Origin of the sequence: Microbacterium arborescens (genome assembly GCF_049707515.1) — a bacterium.
Lineage (GTDB): Bacteria > Actinomycetota > Actinomycetes > Actinomycetales > Microbacteriaceae > Microbacterium > Microbacterium arborescens_B.
This window is the reverse complement of record NZ_JBNAFI010000006.1, coordinates 80,142-94,493: the sequence shown is the minus strand read 5'-3', so window position 1 is coordinate 94,493 and position 14,352 is coordinate 80,142. Positions and strand designations below refer to the sequence as shown.

Here is a 14,352-nt window from a genome sequence, read left to right as displayed (position 1 = left end):
ATGTCGGCGGGTAACGCCACACTGGAAACGTGACGACACACCTCGGCTTTCTGCGGGCGATCAACCTCGGCGCGAAGCGCGTCTTCCCGAAGGACGACATCCGGCGTGTGACGGAGGCCGCGGGCTTCGAGAACGTGCAGACGCACATCAACACCGGCAACATCCGCTTCGACAGCCGGATGCGCTCCCGCGCCAGAATCGAGCAGACGCTCGAGCGCGCCTACCTCGCCGATCGCGGGTTCGAGGTTCCGACCATCACGTTCCGCGCCGACGAGTTCGCCGCCCTCGCCGCCGACGCCGCGGCGCTCAGCGAGGAGAATCCCGGGCTCGCGCGTCACTACGTCTACCTGCTCAAGGACGAGCTCGACGCCCCGGCCGCCGCGCTCGTCGAGGCGGGGGCGACCGGCGCCGGACGCATGGTGGTCCGCGGCCGCGCCGTCCATGCGCTGCTGCAGCCGGGCTACCAGGACGGCGTGGTCGACCCCCTCGGTGCCGCGAAAGTGCTCGGCACAGCAACCAACCGCAACCTCAGCGTCGTGACGACGCTGGCCGAGCGCTGGTGCTGATCCGCCGCGCATCGCCCTCCCGCCTGTGAGCGCACGGAGCGGGATGTCGGATGCCGCGGCTATCGTCGATGGAGTGAGTCGAGAGCAGCAGCCCTGGGATGCCGATCCCTACGCCGATCTCGACTGGAATCCCGACGAGTTCGCGCCGCCCGAGGATTTCGACGCGCCGCCGCCGCCCGAGTTCGACGGCTACGGCGCTGCGGTCGCGCGCGCCACCCGCGACGGCGCGGAGAGCCGCGCAGGCTCCGGGCCCGCGGCCCCCACCCGTCGTAACTCGGCACCGGCCCGGGCCACGGCTGCGCCGACCCGAGCGGCCGCGACGCCGGCATCCGTTCTCTCGCTCGAACGCCGCGACTTCACCGACGCCGACCCGCGAGCGGTGCTGAAGGAGGTCTTCGGCTACGACGACTTCCGCGGCGATCAGGGCGACATCGTCTCGCACGTCGTCGGCGGCGGGGATGCCGTCGTGCTCATGCCCACCGGTGGCGGCAAGTCCATCACCTACCAGGTGCCGGCTCTCGTGCGTCCGGGCACCGGTCTCGTCGTCAGCCCGCTCATCGCGCTCATGCACGACCAGGTCGACGCCCTCATCGCCAACGGCGTACGCGCGGCCTACCTCAACTCGACGCAGTCGCCCGGTGAACGCGCGGGGGTCGAACAGGCCTACCTCGCTGGCGAGCTCGACCTGCTCTACGTCGCACCCGAGCGGCTGAGCGTGCCGCAGACGACCCAGCTGCTCCAGCGCGGCACGATCAGCGTGATCGCGATCGACGAGGCCCACTGCGTCTCGCAGTGGGGGCACGACTTCCGTCCCGACTACCTCGCGCTCGGCGACCTCGACGAGCGGTTCCCCGGGGTGCCGCGCATGGCGCTCACCGCCACGGCCACCCGCGCGACGCACCAGGAGCTCACCGAGCGGCTGCGCCTGCCCCAGGCCCGTCACTTCGTCGCGAGCTTCGACCGTCCCAACATCCAGTACCGCATCGAGCCGAAGGTCGATCCGAGGCGGCAGCTCGTCACCTTCATCCGGTCGATGCCGGAGGGGTCGGCGGGCATCGTCTACGCCCTCAGCCGCAAGTCGGTCGAGCAGACGGCCGACTACCTCGCCGCTCAGGGCCTTGACGCGTTGCCCTACCACGCGGGCCTGCCGGCCGAGATGCGGGCGAAGCACCAGTCCCGCTTCCTGCGTGAGGATGGCGTCGTCATGGTCGCCACGATCGCCTTCGGCATGGGCATCGACAAGCCCGACGTACGCTTCGTCGCGCACATCGACCTGCCGAAATCCGTCGAGGGCTACTACCAGGAGACCGGTCGCGCCGGTCGCGACGGCGAGGCCTCGATCGCGTGGATGGCGTACGGGCTCGGTGATGTCGTGCAGCAGCGCCGCCTCATCGACCAGAGCCCCGGCGACCGCACTTTCAAGATGCGGATGGGTCAGCACCTCGACGCGATGCTGGCCCTGTGCGAGACCGTCGCGTGCCGCCGGCAGAACCTGCTCGGCTACTTCGGGCAGGAGTCCGAGCCCTGCGGCAACTGCGACACCTGCCTGACGCCGCCCGACACCTGGGACGGCCTGGTCCCGGCGCAGAAACTCCTGTCGACGATCGTCCGCCTGCAGCGCGAGCGCAACCAGTCGTTCGGCGCCGGGCACCTCGTCGACATCCTCCGCGGCGCCTCGACCGAGCGCATCCGCCAGCAGCGGCACGACGAGCTGGCGACGTACGGCCTCGGCTCCGACCTCTCCGACCAGGACTGGCGCAGCGTCATCCGGCAGCTGCTCGCCCGCGGCATCCTCGTCGCGCGCGGGGAGTACGGCGTGCTCGCGGTCGGGGATGCCGGCGCTCCCGTGTTGCGGGGCGAATCGGGCGTTCCCCTGCGCCGCGACGTGCTCGGGCGCGGTCAGAACAGCGGCGGCTCGCGCGTGCGCAAGTCGGCGGCGGTCGAGCAGGTCGCGGAGGGCGACCGCGACCTGTTCGAGGCGCTGCGGGCGTGGCGCGCCGAGCAGGCGCGCGAGCAAGGCGTACCCGCCTACATCGTGTTCGGCGACGCCACGCTGCGGGCGCTCGCCGACCGTCGCCCCCGCACGCCCGCCGACCTCGAGGGCATCACCGGCATCGGCGCCAAGAAGCGCGAGGCGTACGGCGACGCGGTGCTCGCGGTCGTGGCATCCCACTGACGTCGAGCACTGCCCCGACCACCCGACGCTTGCACGGGCCGGATGTCGCCGTCACACAACGCAGGTCGCCGCCGTGCCGACACTCGGTTGTGGTGATCGGCTAACCCGCTTGGCGAGGTGTTGTGGAAGTCCTACCGTGAATATCGACTCCGATCCTTCCGACGTCGAAAGGCACGCGATGACCGACGCCGCTGTTCGTCCCCACAAGCCCGCTACCGCAGACCGCACCCCCGCCGGGGGAGCCCCGACCGCGCCCCACACCGCGGGCGAGGCGCACGAGGCGCGCATCGACATCGAAGCGGTCACCGACCTGCTGCTCGGCACGTGGGCGCACACACGCCGCGAGGCGCGCGAGATGATCAAGGACCCCGTGTTCTGGCAGATCCCGGGTGAGCCGATGGCGGAGCACCGCGAACGCGTGCTCAAGCAGCTCCACCTGCTGGTCGAGCGCGGCGCATCGGGGCGCGCCTACCCGAAGGAGTACGGCGGCGGCGGCGACAACGGCGCGAACCTCGCCGGCTTCCAGGAGCTCGTGCTCGCCGACCCCAGCCTGCAGATCAAGTCCGGCGTGCAGTGGGGCCTGTTCGGATCCGCCATCCACCAGCTCGGCACCAAGCCGCACCACGACGCGTGGCTGCGCGATGCGATGGAGATGCGCCTGCCCGGCGCCTTCGCCATGACCGAGACCGGACACGGATCGGATGTCGCCGCCATCGGCACCACCGCGACCTACGACCCCGACACCGAGGAGTTCGTCATCCACACGCCCTTCCGCGGCGCGTGGAAGGACTACCTCGGCAACGCCGCGGTGCACGGCAAGGCGGCGACTCTGTTCGCCCAGCTGATCACGGGCGGCGTCAACTACGGCGTGCACTGCTTCTTCGTGCCGCTGCGCGACGACGAGGGCGAGTTCCTCCCGGGCATCGGCGGTGAGGACGACGGCGTCAAGGGCGGGCTCAACGGCATCGACAACGGCCGGCTGCACTTCGACCACGTCCGCATCCCGCGCACGAACCTGCTCAACCGCTACGGCGACGTCGCACCCGACGGCACGTACTCCTCCGAGATCTCGAGCCCTGGTCGCCGGTTCTTCACGATGCTCGGCGCACTCGTGCAGGGACGCGTGTCGCTCGACGGCTCGGCCACGACGGCCTCCGCGCTGTCCGAGTACATCGCCGTGACCTACGCCAACCAGCGCCGGCAGTTCGACTCGGGCGCCGGCACCGACGAGGTGACGCTGCTCGACTACGGCCGGCACCAGCGGCGCCTCCTGCCGCGCATCGCACAGACGTACGCGCAGTACTTCGCGCACGACGAGCTGCTGCGGGCCTTCGACGGTGTGTTCTCAGGACGCACGGACACCCCCGAGGGCCGCGAGAACCTCGAGACCCTCGCCGCGGCGCTCAAGCCGCTGTCGACGTGGAACGCGCTCGACACGATCCAGGAGTGCCGCGAGGCCTGCGGCGGGCAGGGCTTCCTCGCCGAGAACCGCATGGTCGACCTGCATCACGACCTCGACGTCTACGTCACCTTCGAGGGCGACAACAACGTGCTCCTGCAGCTCGTCGGCAAGCGTCTGCTCAGCGACTACGCGAAGCAGTTCAAGGGCGCGGATGCCAAGGCCTTGGCCAAGTTCGCGGCCGTCGCCACGGCCGAGCGCGTCTTCCACGGCGCGGGCCTTCGCCGCCTCGGGCAGTCGGTGGCCGACTTCGGCCAGACGGCGCGATCGGTCGAGCTGGGGCTGCGCGCCGAGCAGCAGCACGAACTCCTGACCGGGCGCGTCGAGCACATGATCGCCCAGATCGCTGCCGCGCTGCGTCCCGCGGCGAAGATGTCGCAGGCGGATGCCGCCGACGTGTTCAACCGGCACCAGTCGGAGCTCATCGAGGCCGCGCGAGCGCACGGCGAGCTCCTGCAGTGGGAGGCCTTCGCCGAGGGCATCAAGTCGGTCGACGACGAGGGCACCCGGCAGGTGCTCGTGTGGCTGCGCGACCTCTTCGGGCTGTGCCTCATCGAGCGCCACCTCGCCTGGTACCTCATCAACGGGCGGCTCTCCACTCAGCGCGCGGCAGCCGTCACGAGCTACATCGACCGGCTCTGCGGGCGCCTGCGGCCGCACGCCCAGGACCTCGTCGACGCCTTCGGCTTCGCTCCCGAACACGTGCGCGCACCCATCGCGTCGGGCGCGGAGTCCGAGCGGCAGCGAGAGGCACGCGACTACTTCGCCGAGCTCGCCGCCTCGGGCTCGGCTCCCGTGTCGGAGAAGGCGCTCAAGAAGTCGGAAAAGACCCGGTCGTAGGGCAAGGCCCGCGCAGACGGGTGTGTCCGATGGGGTCGCTAGCCTGACGGGATGGCTCGCGACCTCATCACCGGACCCGACAGCCTCGACCGTTGCGCCTGGGTCGGCGATGACGCGGAATACCGCCGATACCACGACGAGGAGTGGGGCCGGCCGCTGCACGGTGATCGCGCGCTCTTCGAGAAGATGAGCCTCGAGGGGTTCCAAGCGGGGCTCAGCTGGATCACGATCCTCCGCAAGCGCCCGCGGTTCCGCGAGGTCTTCGCCGGGTTCGAGCCGGTGCGCGTAGCCGCGTTCGGCGCGACGGAGATCGAAGCGCTCATGGCGGATGCCGGCATCATCCGCAATCGCGCGAAGATCGAGGCCACGATCTCGAACGCGAGGCTGCTGCTGGAGTTCGCCGACGGCGGGTTCGACGAGTTCATGTGGTCGTTCGCTCCCGCCGGCTCGCGGCCGCGACCGTCGACGCTCGCGGAGGTGCCCGCGGTCACGGCGGAGTCCGAAGCCCTCAGCAAGGCGCTGCGGCGACGCGGCTTCCGTTTCGTCGGGCCGACCACGATGTACGCCCTGATGCAGTCCGCGGGCATGGTCGACGACCACGTCGGCGGATGCCACCGGGCACTCGCCGCCGACGGCGCGAGGCCCGACAATGAGGAAGTCCGCAACGAAGGGGTATCCGATGTCCGCAGCATCCGGTGAGTACGTCGCCGACTCGCACGAGGTCATCCGCGTCCGCGGGGCCCGGGAGAACAACCTCACCGGCGTCGACGTCGACATCCCCAAGCGGCGCCTGACGGTGTTCACCGGCGTGAGCGGATCGGGCAAGTCGTCGCTCGTGTTCGGGACGATCGCCGCGGAGTCGCGCCGCCTCATCAACGAGACGTACCCGACCTTCGTGCAGCAGTTCATGGCGCAGATCTCCCGCCCGGACGTCGACGCGCTGGAGAACATCAGCCCGGCCATCATCGTCGACCAGGAGCGCATGGGGGCGAACGCCCGCTCGACCGTGGGCACCGCGACCGACGTGCACGCCATGCTGCGCGTGCTGTTCAGCCGCATCGGCCAGCCGTTCGTCGGCTCGCCGCAGGCGTTCTCGTTCAATGTTCCGTCGGTGTCGGGCGCCGGCGCGATCACGATCGCCGTCGGAGGTGACGCGGGGCGCGAGGAGCGGCGCTCGTTCCAGGTGACGGGCGGGATGTGCCCCGAGTGCGAGGGGCTGGGCGAGGTGAGCGACATCGACATCGACGAACTGGTCGATCGGTCGAAGTCGCTGAACGAGGGCGCGATCCGGGTTCCCGGCTACAACGCCGACGGATGGATGGTGCGGGGATACAGCGAGTCGGGGCTCCTCGATCCCGACAAGCCGATCGCCGAGTACACCGAGACCGAGCTCGCCGACTTCCTCCACAAGGAGCCGACGAAGGTCAAGATCCAGAACATCAACATGACGTACGAGGGCCTCGTCCCGCGCGTCACGAAGTCGATGCTGCAGAAGGACCGCGACGCGTTGCAGCCGCACGTCCGGGCGTTCGTCGACCGCGCGGTGAAGTTCATGCCGTGTCCCGCATGCGCGGGCACGAGACTCAACGCGGGCGCGCGGTCGGCGAAGATCGGCGGCGCGAGCATCGCCGACGTGGCCGCGATGCAGATCACCGACCTCGCGGACTGGCTCGCCGCGATCGACGATCCGTCGGTCGAGCCGCTCGTCGGCGGTCTTCGCAGCACCGTGCAGTCGTTCATCGACATCGGCCTGGGGTATCTCTCGCTCGACCGCTCGTCGGGCACGCTCTCGGGCGGCGAGGCTCAGCGGACCAAAATGATCCGCCATCTCGGGTCGAGCCTGACCGACGTGACCTACGTCTTCGACGAGCCCACGGCGGGGCTGCACCCGCACGACGTGCAGCGCATGAACGAGCTGCTGCGCGGGCTGCGCGACAAGGGCAACACGGTGCTCGTCGTCGAGCACAAACCCGAGGTGATCGACGTGGCCGATCACGTCATCGACCTCGGGCCCGGAGCGGGTCGGCACGGCGGCCGCATCCAGTTCACCGGGTCGGTCGCGTCGCTGCGGGCATCCGAGACCCTCACGGGTCGTCATCTCGACCACCGCGCCTCGCTGAAGCCGGACGTCCGCGCCGGCGCCGGCGTGCTCGAGATCCGGGGAGCCACCGCCAACAACCTGCGGTCGGTGGATGTCGACATCCCGCTCGGCACTCTCACGGTCGTCACGGGCGTCGCCGGCTCGGGCAAGTCGTCGCTCGTCCACGGCAGTCTGGCCGGGCGCGAGGGAGTCGTCGTGGTCGATCAGTCGCCCATCCGGGGCAATCGGCGCAGCAGCCCCGCGACCTACACGGGCCTGCTCGACCCGATCCGCGCGGCTTTCGCGAAGGCCAACGGGGTCAAGCCCGCCCTCTTCAGCGCGAACTCGCAGGGGGCGTGCCCGGCGTGCAAAGGTCTCGGTGTCATCGTCACGAAGCTCGGCATCACGGCATCCGTCGAGACCGAATGCGACGTCTGCCGCGGCTCGGGCTTCAGTCCCGAGGTGCTCGAATACACCCTCGACGGTCGCAACATCGCCGAGGTGCTCTCCCTCAGCGCCGCCGAGGCGGTCGAGGCTCTTCCGGCGCGGGTGGCGGGCGGCGTGCTGCCCCGTCTCATCGACGTCGGACTCGGCTACATCACCCTCGGCCAGTCACTGAGCACCCTTTCGGGCGGCGAGCGGCAGCGGCTGAAGCTCGCCATCTCGATGGCGACGACGGGGGCGGTGTACATCCTCGACGAGCCGACGACCGGGCTGCACCTCGCCGACGTCGACAACCTGCTCGCCCTGCTCGACCGTCTCGTCGATGCCGGCAACTCGGTGATCGTGATCGAGCACCACCAGGCGGTCATGGCCCACGCGGATCACCTCATCGACATCGGGCCCGGAGCGGGCCGCGACGGCGGGCTGGTGGTGTTCACGGGAAGCCCTGCCGAGCTCGTCGCGAGCGCCGACACTCTCACGGCGCAACACCTGCGCCGGTACGTCGGTCGGTGAGGGCGGCCGCACCCCCCGAAGCACACCTCGCGGCGGTCGCACATGGGGAGAACTCCCCATGTCAACCAACAAATCCGGCCGGTCGTCTGGCATAGGGTGGTTCCGCAGTTCAACCAGTGCGCGCCCGTCTGTCGGGCCGATGATCGTCGCCCCGGGGGGAGCCGAGCCCAATGAAGTCGACCTCGTGGCTGCGGGCGCGCCCGCGCACGCTCCTCTCCGCCGGCGTCGTGACGATCGCGGCGCTGACGATCGGCACGCTCGCCGTCGCCTACGAGGGTGAGCCCACCACCGAGGTCGACCTGCACGACGGCGGCGTGTGGGTGACGAAGCAGTCGAGCCTGCTCGTGGGCCACTACAACAACGAATCGCGCGTGCTCGACGGCAGCCTGCGGACGACCTCGGCCGAGTACGACGTCCTCCAGTCGGGCCCCCGAGTGGTCGTCGTCGACGCCGACGGCTCGGCGATGTCGGCGGTCGACCCCGCGAAGGTCGTGCTCTCGGGTACCGCCGAGGTGCAGCCGGGCGCGCAGATCGCCCTCGGATCCGACACCGTCTCGGTGCTCGATGCGGCCGGAGCCCTGCGCACCGTGCAGTTCGCGGGCGTCAACGGCTTCAGCTTCGAAGCGAACGAGCCGATCGCGGAACTCGGTGAGAAGGCGACCGCGACCGTCGGCACCGACGGCACCATCTACGCCGCTTCGGCCGGCGGAGCCTCGCTCTACGCCTACGCGCCGATCGGCGACGGCACCGTCGCGCAGACGGCTGAGCGAAGCCTCGAGGGCATCGCCGAAGACCACGAGCTCGCGATCACCTCGCTGGGCCAGACGCCCTTCGTCCTCGACCGCGACACGGGCGTCCTCTACGGCGGCGACGGGTCTCAGACGACGCTGCCCGACGACGCACTCCTGCAGCGTCCGTCGAACGCGGCCGAGACACTCACCGTGAGCACCTCGACGGGACTGCTGCGGGTGAGCCCGGGCGGCGAGACGACGACGATCGAGGCCGGCGGCGAGGGGACGCCGGCGGAACCGGTCTTCGTCGGCGGATGCTCCTACGGTGCGTGGTCGGGGTCGGGCATGTTCGTGCGCGACTGCGCGAACGACGCCGACGACGTCGTGCAGGAGATCGAGGGCATCGACCCCGCCGCCCAGCTCGAGTTCCGCGTGAACCGGGATGTCGTCGTCCTCAACGACGTGTTCGGCGGTGCGGCCTGGCTCGCGAGCGAGAACATGCAGCGCGTCGACAACTGGACCGACATCACCCCGCCCGAGGGCACCGGCGACGAGGAGCAGGAGACCACGGAGGAGACCGTCGAGACGGCTCTGCCCGAGCGCACGGAGGAGAACACCCCGCCGATCGCCGTCGACGACTCGTTCGGCGTGCGACCCGGCCGTACGACCGTGCTGCCGGTGCTCTTCAACGACACCGACGCCGACGGCGACGTGCTCGTCGCCGAGGCGACCAGCGAACCCGCCTTCGGCGAGATCTCCCAGATCCAGAACGGTGGGGCGCTGCAGATCGCCGTTCCCGAGGACGCATCCGGATCGACGTCGTTCACCTACACGGCCGACGACGGCCGCGGCGGCGAGGCATCCGCGACGGTGCGACTCGCGGTGCGCGGCGACGACGAGAACTCACCCCCCGTGCAGCAGCGCGTGACACCCGTCACCGTCGAAGCCGGCGGCACCACCTCGTACAACGTCCTGACGGAGTGGATCGATCCCGACGGCGACGACATCTTCCTCAAGTCGGTCCAGCCCGACGGCGGCGATGAGGCCGACTTCACCTCCGACGGTCAGATCACGTACCGCGCGATCGGCGCCGTTCAGGGGCGCAAGGACGTCCCCATCGTCGTCTCCGACGGGACGGATGACGGCGCCGGAGTGCTCCGCATCGACGTGCGGCCTCCCGGGACGACGGTGCCCGTCACCAACGCCGACCACGTCGTGACCCGGGTGGGCCAGTCGGTCACCGTGTCGCCGCTGACCAACGACACGAGCGCGGGACGCGAGCCCCTGCGGATGACGCGCGTCGACGAGGTCGAGGGCGCGACGATCCAGCCCGACTTCGCCGAGCAGACCTTCACCTTCACCTCCGACGTCGTGAACACGTACTACGTCGACTACCTCGTCTCGGCGGGGCCGAACAGCGTTCCCGGGCTCGTGCGGGTCGATGTCCTGCCCGCGGCCGACACGAACCTGCCCCCGGTCGCGGTCCGCGACGTCGCCCTGCTGCCGACGGGCGGCGACGTGCTCGTGAACGTGCTGGGCAACGACACCGATCCCGCCGGCGGCATCCTCGTCGTCCAGTCCGTGACGGCCGACCCCGACGGCGGAGTCACCGCTGCCGTGCTCGGTCACGAGACGGTGCGCATCACCGATCAGGGGTCGCTCAGCGAGCAGACGAGGGTGTCGTACACCATCTCGAACGGCGATCAGTCGGCCACCGGCGAGATCGTCGTCATCCCGATCCCCGCTCCCGACCGCCTGCGCCCACCCGTCGCGAACAACGACACCGCGGTCGTCCGCGTCGGCGACGTCGTGACGATCGATGTGCTCGCCAACGACACCCACCCCAACGGCGACACGCTTCACGTCTCGCCCGACCTCGTGCCGCCGCTCGTCGACGAGGCCGACGGCCAGGTCTTCGTCTCCGAGGACAAGCTGCGTTTCCGCGCCGGGGACGAGCCCAAGACCGTCAACGCCACCTACGAGGCGGTCGACAGCTCCGGGCAGCGCGCCGGCGCCTACGTGACGATCCAGATCCTGCCCCGCCAGGATGACGCCAACGCCGCGCCCCGCCCGCGCGACCTCACCGCGCGGACGCTCAGCGGGTCGGAGGTCACCATCCCGGTGCCCCTCGACGGCATCGACGAAGACGGCGACTCGGTCGAGCTGATCGGCATCGCGAGCTCCCCGAGCAAGGGCCGCATCGTCGAGACGGGATCGAACACCTTCGTCTACGAGGCGTTCGACACCAGCGTCGGCTCGGACTCGTTCTCCTACCGGGTGCGCGACCGCCTCGGCAAGGAGGGCACCGCCCGCATCCAGGTCGGCATCGCCCCGCCCGAGACCACCAACCAGGCTCCCTACGCGGTCAAGGATGCCGTCATCATGCGGCCCGGGCGTCAGGTCGCCGTCTCGGTGCTCGAGAACGACTCCGACCCCGACGGCGACCAGTTCGGCTTCGCCGCCGACGCGCTCGAGGTGCCCAACGTCGACGGACTCGCCGCAGAGGTGTCGGGGGAGCAGATCATCATCACCGCCCCCGATGCGGCGATGAACACCAGCATCCAGTACACGATCGAGGATGCGCGCGGCCTGACGTCGACCGCCCCGGTGCAGATCACGATCGACCCCGAGGTTCCGCTGCAGCGACCCATCGCCCGCGACGACCGGGTGCGCGCCGAGGACGTCGACGAGAGCGGCGCAGCCGAGGTCGCGGTGCTCGACAACGACGACGACCCCGACGGAACCCGTGCGGCCCTGCGCGTCACGCTCGGCGCCGGCGGCGAGAACGCCACGGTGCGCCCGAACGGAACCGTCTCGGTGCCGTTGACCGATCAGCGCCAGCTCATCACGTACTTCATCACCGACGAGGACGAGCTCACCGCAGCGGCCTTCGTCCACGTCCCCGCGCTCGCCGAGCTGCCGCCGAGCCTCATCTCGACCGAGGCGCTCGTGGTCAAGAGCGGCGAGACCGTCGAGCTTCCGTTGTCGGAGTACGTGCGCGCGTCGGGCGGCCGCGAGGTCGTGGTGACCGAGGCCGAGAAGGTCACGGCGACCCACTCCGACGGCGGCTCCCTGATCAAGGACGAGCGGACCCTTCAATACACGTCCGCCGCCGAGTACTTCGGCCAGGACGCGCTGACCTTCGAGGTCACCGACGGGACAGGCCCCGACGACCCCGCGGGGCGCAAAGCGACCCTCATGATCCCCATCACCGTCACCCCGCCCGACAACCGGCCGCCGACGATGATCGGTGCGCAGATGGAGGTCGCACAGGGCGAGGATGCGCGCACCCTCGATCTCGCCGCGCTGGCGACCGACCCCGACCCGGGCGACGCCGAGCAGCTGCGTTTCGCGATCGCCGGTGGCGCGCCCGACGGGCTGACTGCGCGCGTCGAGGGCTCGGTGCTCTCGGTGTCCGCGAGCACCGATGTCGCGAAGGGCACCTCGCTCCCGGTCCAGGTGAGCGTCACCGACGGCGAGTCCGATCCGGTGACCGCGGCGATCACGGTCACGGTGACCGCGTCGACCCGGCCGCTCGCGACGGCGAACGCCGATGTCATCGAGCAGGCCGACCAGGGCGCGACGATCTCGGTGCGGGTGCTCGAGAACGACGTCAACCCGTTCCCGGGAACGCCGCTCACGGTGGTGGGCGCGTTCAGCGAGACGACGGGCGGTGACGCGAGGGTCGCCGGCGACCGTGTCGAGGTGACAAGCCGCTCCGACTTCGTGGGCACGCTCGTCGTGCGCTACCGCATCGCCGACGCGACGGACGATGCCGATCGTCAGGTCGACGGTCAGATCCGCATCACGGTGCAGGGGCGCCCCGACGCACCGGGCAAGCCGACCGTCACGAGCGTCGAGAGCCGCACCGTCGTCCTCGCGTGGTCGCCGCCGATCGACAACGGCGCCTCGATCACGGGCTACACCGTGCGGACGACCTCGGGCGGGTACTCCCGCGAATGCCGTTCGACGACGTGCACCCTCGACGGACTGACCAACAACGTCGAGTACAACTTCGTCGTGACGGCCACGAACCGCGTCGGCGAGTCCGACCCCTCGCTGCCGTCGGAGACCGCGCGTCCCGACCAGCGCCCCGACACCCCGAACCCGCCGAGCCTCGCCTTCGGCGACCGCAGCCTCGACGTGACGTGGACGGTGCCGCGCACCGAGGGCTCGCCGGTCGAGAGCTACAGCCTGCAGATCTCGCCCGCACCGCCCTCGGGCGTCGCCGAGAAGGCCGGCGTCACCGGCACCCGCATCACCTGGGACGGCCTGCAGAACGGCGTGCAGTACCAAGTGCGCGTGCGGGCCCACAACCGCGCGCCGGAGCCCTCGAGCTGGAGCGTCTGGTCGCAGTCGATGGTGCCCGCAGGCAAGCCCGACGCCCCTGCCGCCCCATCGACGCAGCGCCTGAACCCGGTGGGCAACCGCGCGCAGATGCAGGTGAGCTGGAACCAGCCGGCCAACAACGGCGACGCCATCGCCGGGTACCAGCTGCAGGTGCGCCGCGGCGGCACCGTCGTGCAGGACATCTCGGTGCCCGCGGGGCAGACGAGCCAGGCCGTCACCGTCGACACCTCGACGAGCGACTACACCTTCATCGTCCGAGCCCAGAACAAGGCCGGGTGGGGCGAGTGGAGCGCGTCGTCGGCGCCGCGCCGTGCCTTCACGCCACCGGGTGCGCCGACCGGCGTCAGCGCGGCCGAGGGCGACAACCGCGTCACCGTCTCGTGGACGGCCGGCGCCCTCAACGGAGCGAACCCCGGCGAGGTCACGTACCAGTACTCCGTCAACAACGGCGGCTGGCGCAGCGACTGGGTCGGCGGCGGCAACGGCGGATCGGGCACCATCGGCAACGGGCAGGTGAACAACAACGGCGCCTACTCGGTCCGGGTGCGCGCCGTCGCGAGCGCCGATGGCTCGACGTACGAGGGCGAGGCCTCCGCGGCATCCAACCAGGTGGCGCCCTACGGTCAGATCGGCAACCCGACCGCGAACGCCACGCGCGACGGCAACCGGGTCACCCTCTCATGGACGTCGCCGGCCCGGAACGGTCGCGACGTCGTCACCGAGATCAGCATCAACGGCGGCGGCTGGCAGCGCGTCGACGCGAGCGGCTCGAGTCAGCGAGGCGACGTCGGTTACAGCAGCACGCAGACGATCGACGTGCGCACCTCCGCGGCGGGGAGCAACACCACGACGGCGCGCGCGCAGGTCCGCACGCCCGACGCGCCGCCGCCCCCGCAGCCGCGGGCGTGGATCGAGAAGGGCACGCCGAAGTCGGGCTGCGCGAACGGGTGCTACTACTTCCGGCTGCACACCTCGGACTTCCCCGCCGGCAGCTACCGCATCGACTGCTACTCCAACGGCAGCAAGTTCAACAGCTACGACGGCCCGTTCAACGTGCCCGCCAACGGCTCGGTCGAGCTCACCTGCTACCTGGGCTCGGACGGGTACGACGCCTTCGTCCGCATCAAGGGCTGGGGCGACAGCGAGCACACGCGCTGGTAGCGCACCGCATCCGACCGGCTCCCCATTCATCA

The 14,352-nt window shown here is 70.5% G+C and carries 6 protein-coding genes; all 6 read left to right on the top strand.

The window, feature by feature from the left end; all coding sequences use genetic code 11:
* Positions 1 to 29: 29 nt before the first annotated feature.
* The 6 genes from ACPYN5_RS12485 (at position 30) to ACPYN5_RS12460 (ending at position 14,320) form a co-directional block, all read left to right on the top strand.
* Positions 30 to 566 carry a DUF1697 domain-containing protein gene (locus ACPYN5_RS12485; RefSeq protein ID WP_424449311.1) on the top strand — a complete coding sequence of 179 codons (537 nt, stop codon included), beginning with the start codon at positions 30 to 32 and terminating at the stop codon, positions 564 to 566.
* A gap of 43 nt (positions 567 to 609) precedes the next feature.
* Complete coding sequence (gene recQ, locus ACPYN5_RS12480; protein WP_424449452.1) at positions 610 to 2,742, top strand: DNA helicase RecQ; 2,133 nt, start codon at positions 610 to 612, stop codon at positions 2,740 to 2,742.
* Between the two features lie 178 nt (positions 2,743 to 2,920).
* A complete protein-coding gene (locus tag ACPYN5_RS12475) occupies positions 2,921 to 5,041 on the top strand; it encodes an acyl-CoA dehydrogenase family protein (protein ID WP_424449310.1) in 2,121 nt (706 codons plus the stop codon).
* A 51-nt stretch (positions 5,042 to 5,092) separates the two neighbouring features.
* On the top strand, positions 5,093 to 5,740 hold the full coding sequence (locus ACPYN5_RS12470) for a DNA-3-methyladenine glycosylase I (protein ID WP_424449309.1): 648 nt from the start codon (positions 5,093 to 5,095) through the stop codon (positions 5,738 to 5,740).
* The gene (locus ACPYN5_RS12465) at positions 5,721 to 8,078 is read left to right on the top strand and encodes an ATP-binding cassette domain-containing protein (RefSeq protein WP_424449308.1); all 2,358 of its coding nucleotides are present in this window, start codon (positions 5,721 to 5,723) and stop codon (positions 8,076 to 8,078) included. Before ACPYN5_RS12470 ends, ACPYN5_RS12465 begins: the two co-directional genes overlap by 20 nt.
* A 170-nt stretch (positions 8,079 to 8,248) precedes the next feature.
* A complete protein-coding gene (locus ACPYN5_RS12460) occupies positions 8,249 to 14,320 on the top strand; it encodes an Ig-like domain-containing protein (RefSeq protein WP_424449307.1) in 6,072 nt (2,023 codons plus the stop codon).
* Positions 14,321 to 14,352 lie beyond the last annotated feature (32 nt).

Coding starts and splice junctions, on each gene's coding strand:
- ACPYN5_RS12475 (WP_424449310.1), top strand. CDS start 2,921: ATGACCGACGCCGCTGTTCGTCCCCACAAGCCCGCTACCGCAGACCGC.
- ACPYN5_RS12460 (WP_424449307.1), top strand. CDS start 8,249: ATGAAGTCGACCTCGTGGCTGCGGGCGCGCCCGCGCACGCTCCTCTCC.
- recQ (WP_424449452.1), top strand. CDS start 610: ATGTCGGATGCCGCGGCTATCGTCGATGGAGTGAGTCGAGAGCAGCAG.
- ACPYN5_RS12465 (WP_424449308.1), top strand. CDS start 5,721: ATGTCCGCAGCATCCGGTGAGTACGTCGCCGACTCGCACGAGGTCATC.
- ACPYN5_RS12470 (WP_424449309.1), top strand. CDS start 5,093: ATGGCTCGCGACCTCATCACCGGACCCGACAGCCTCGACCGTTGCGCC.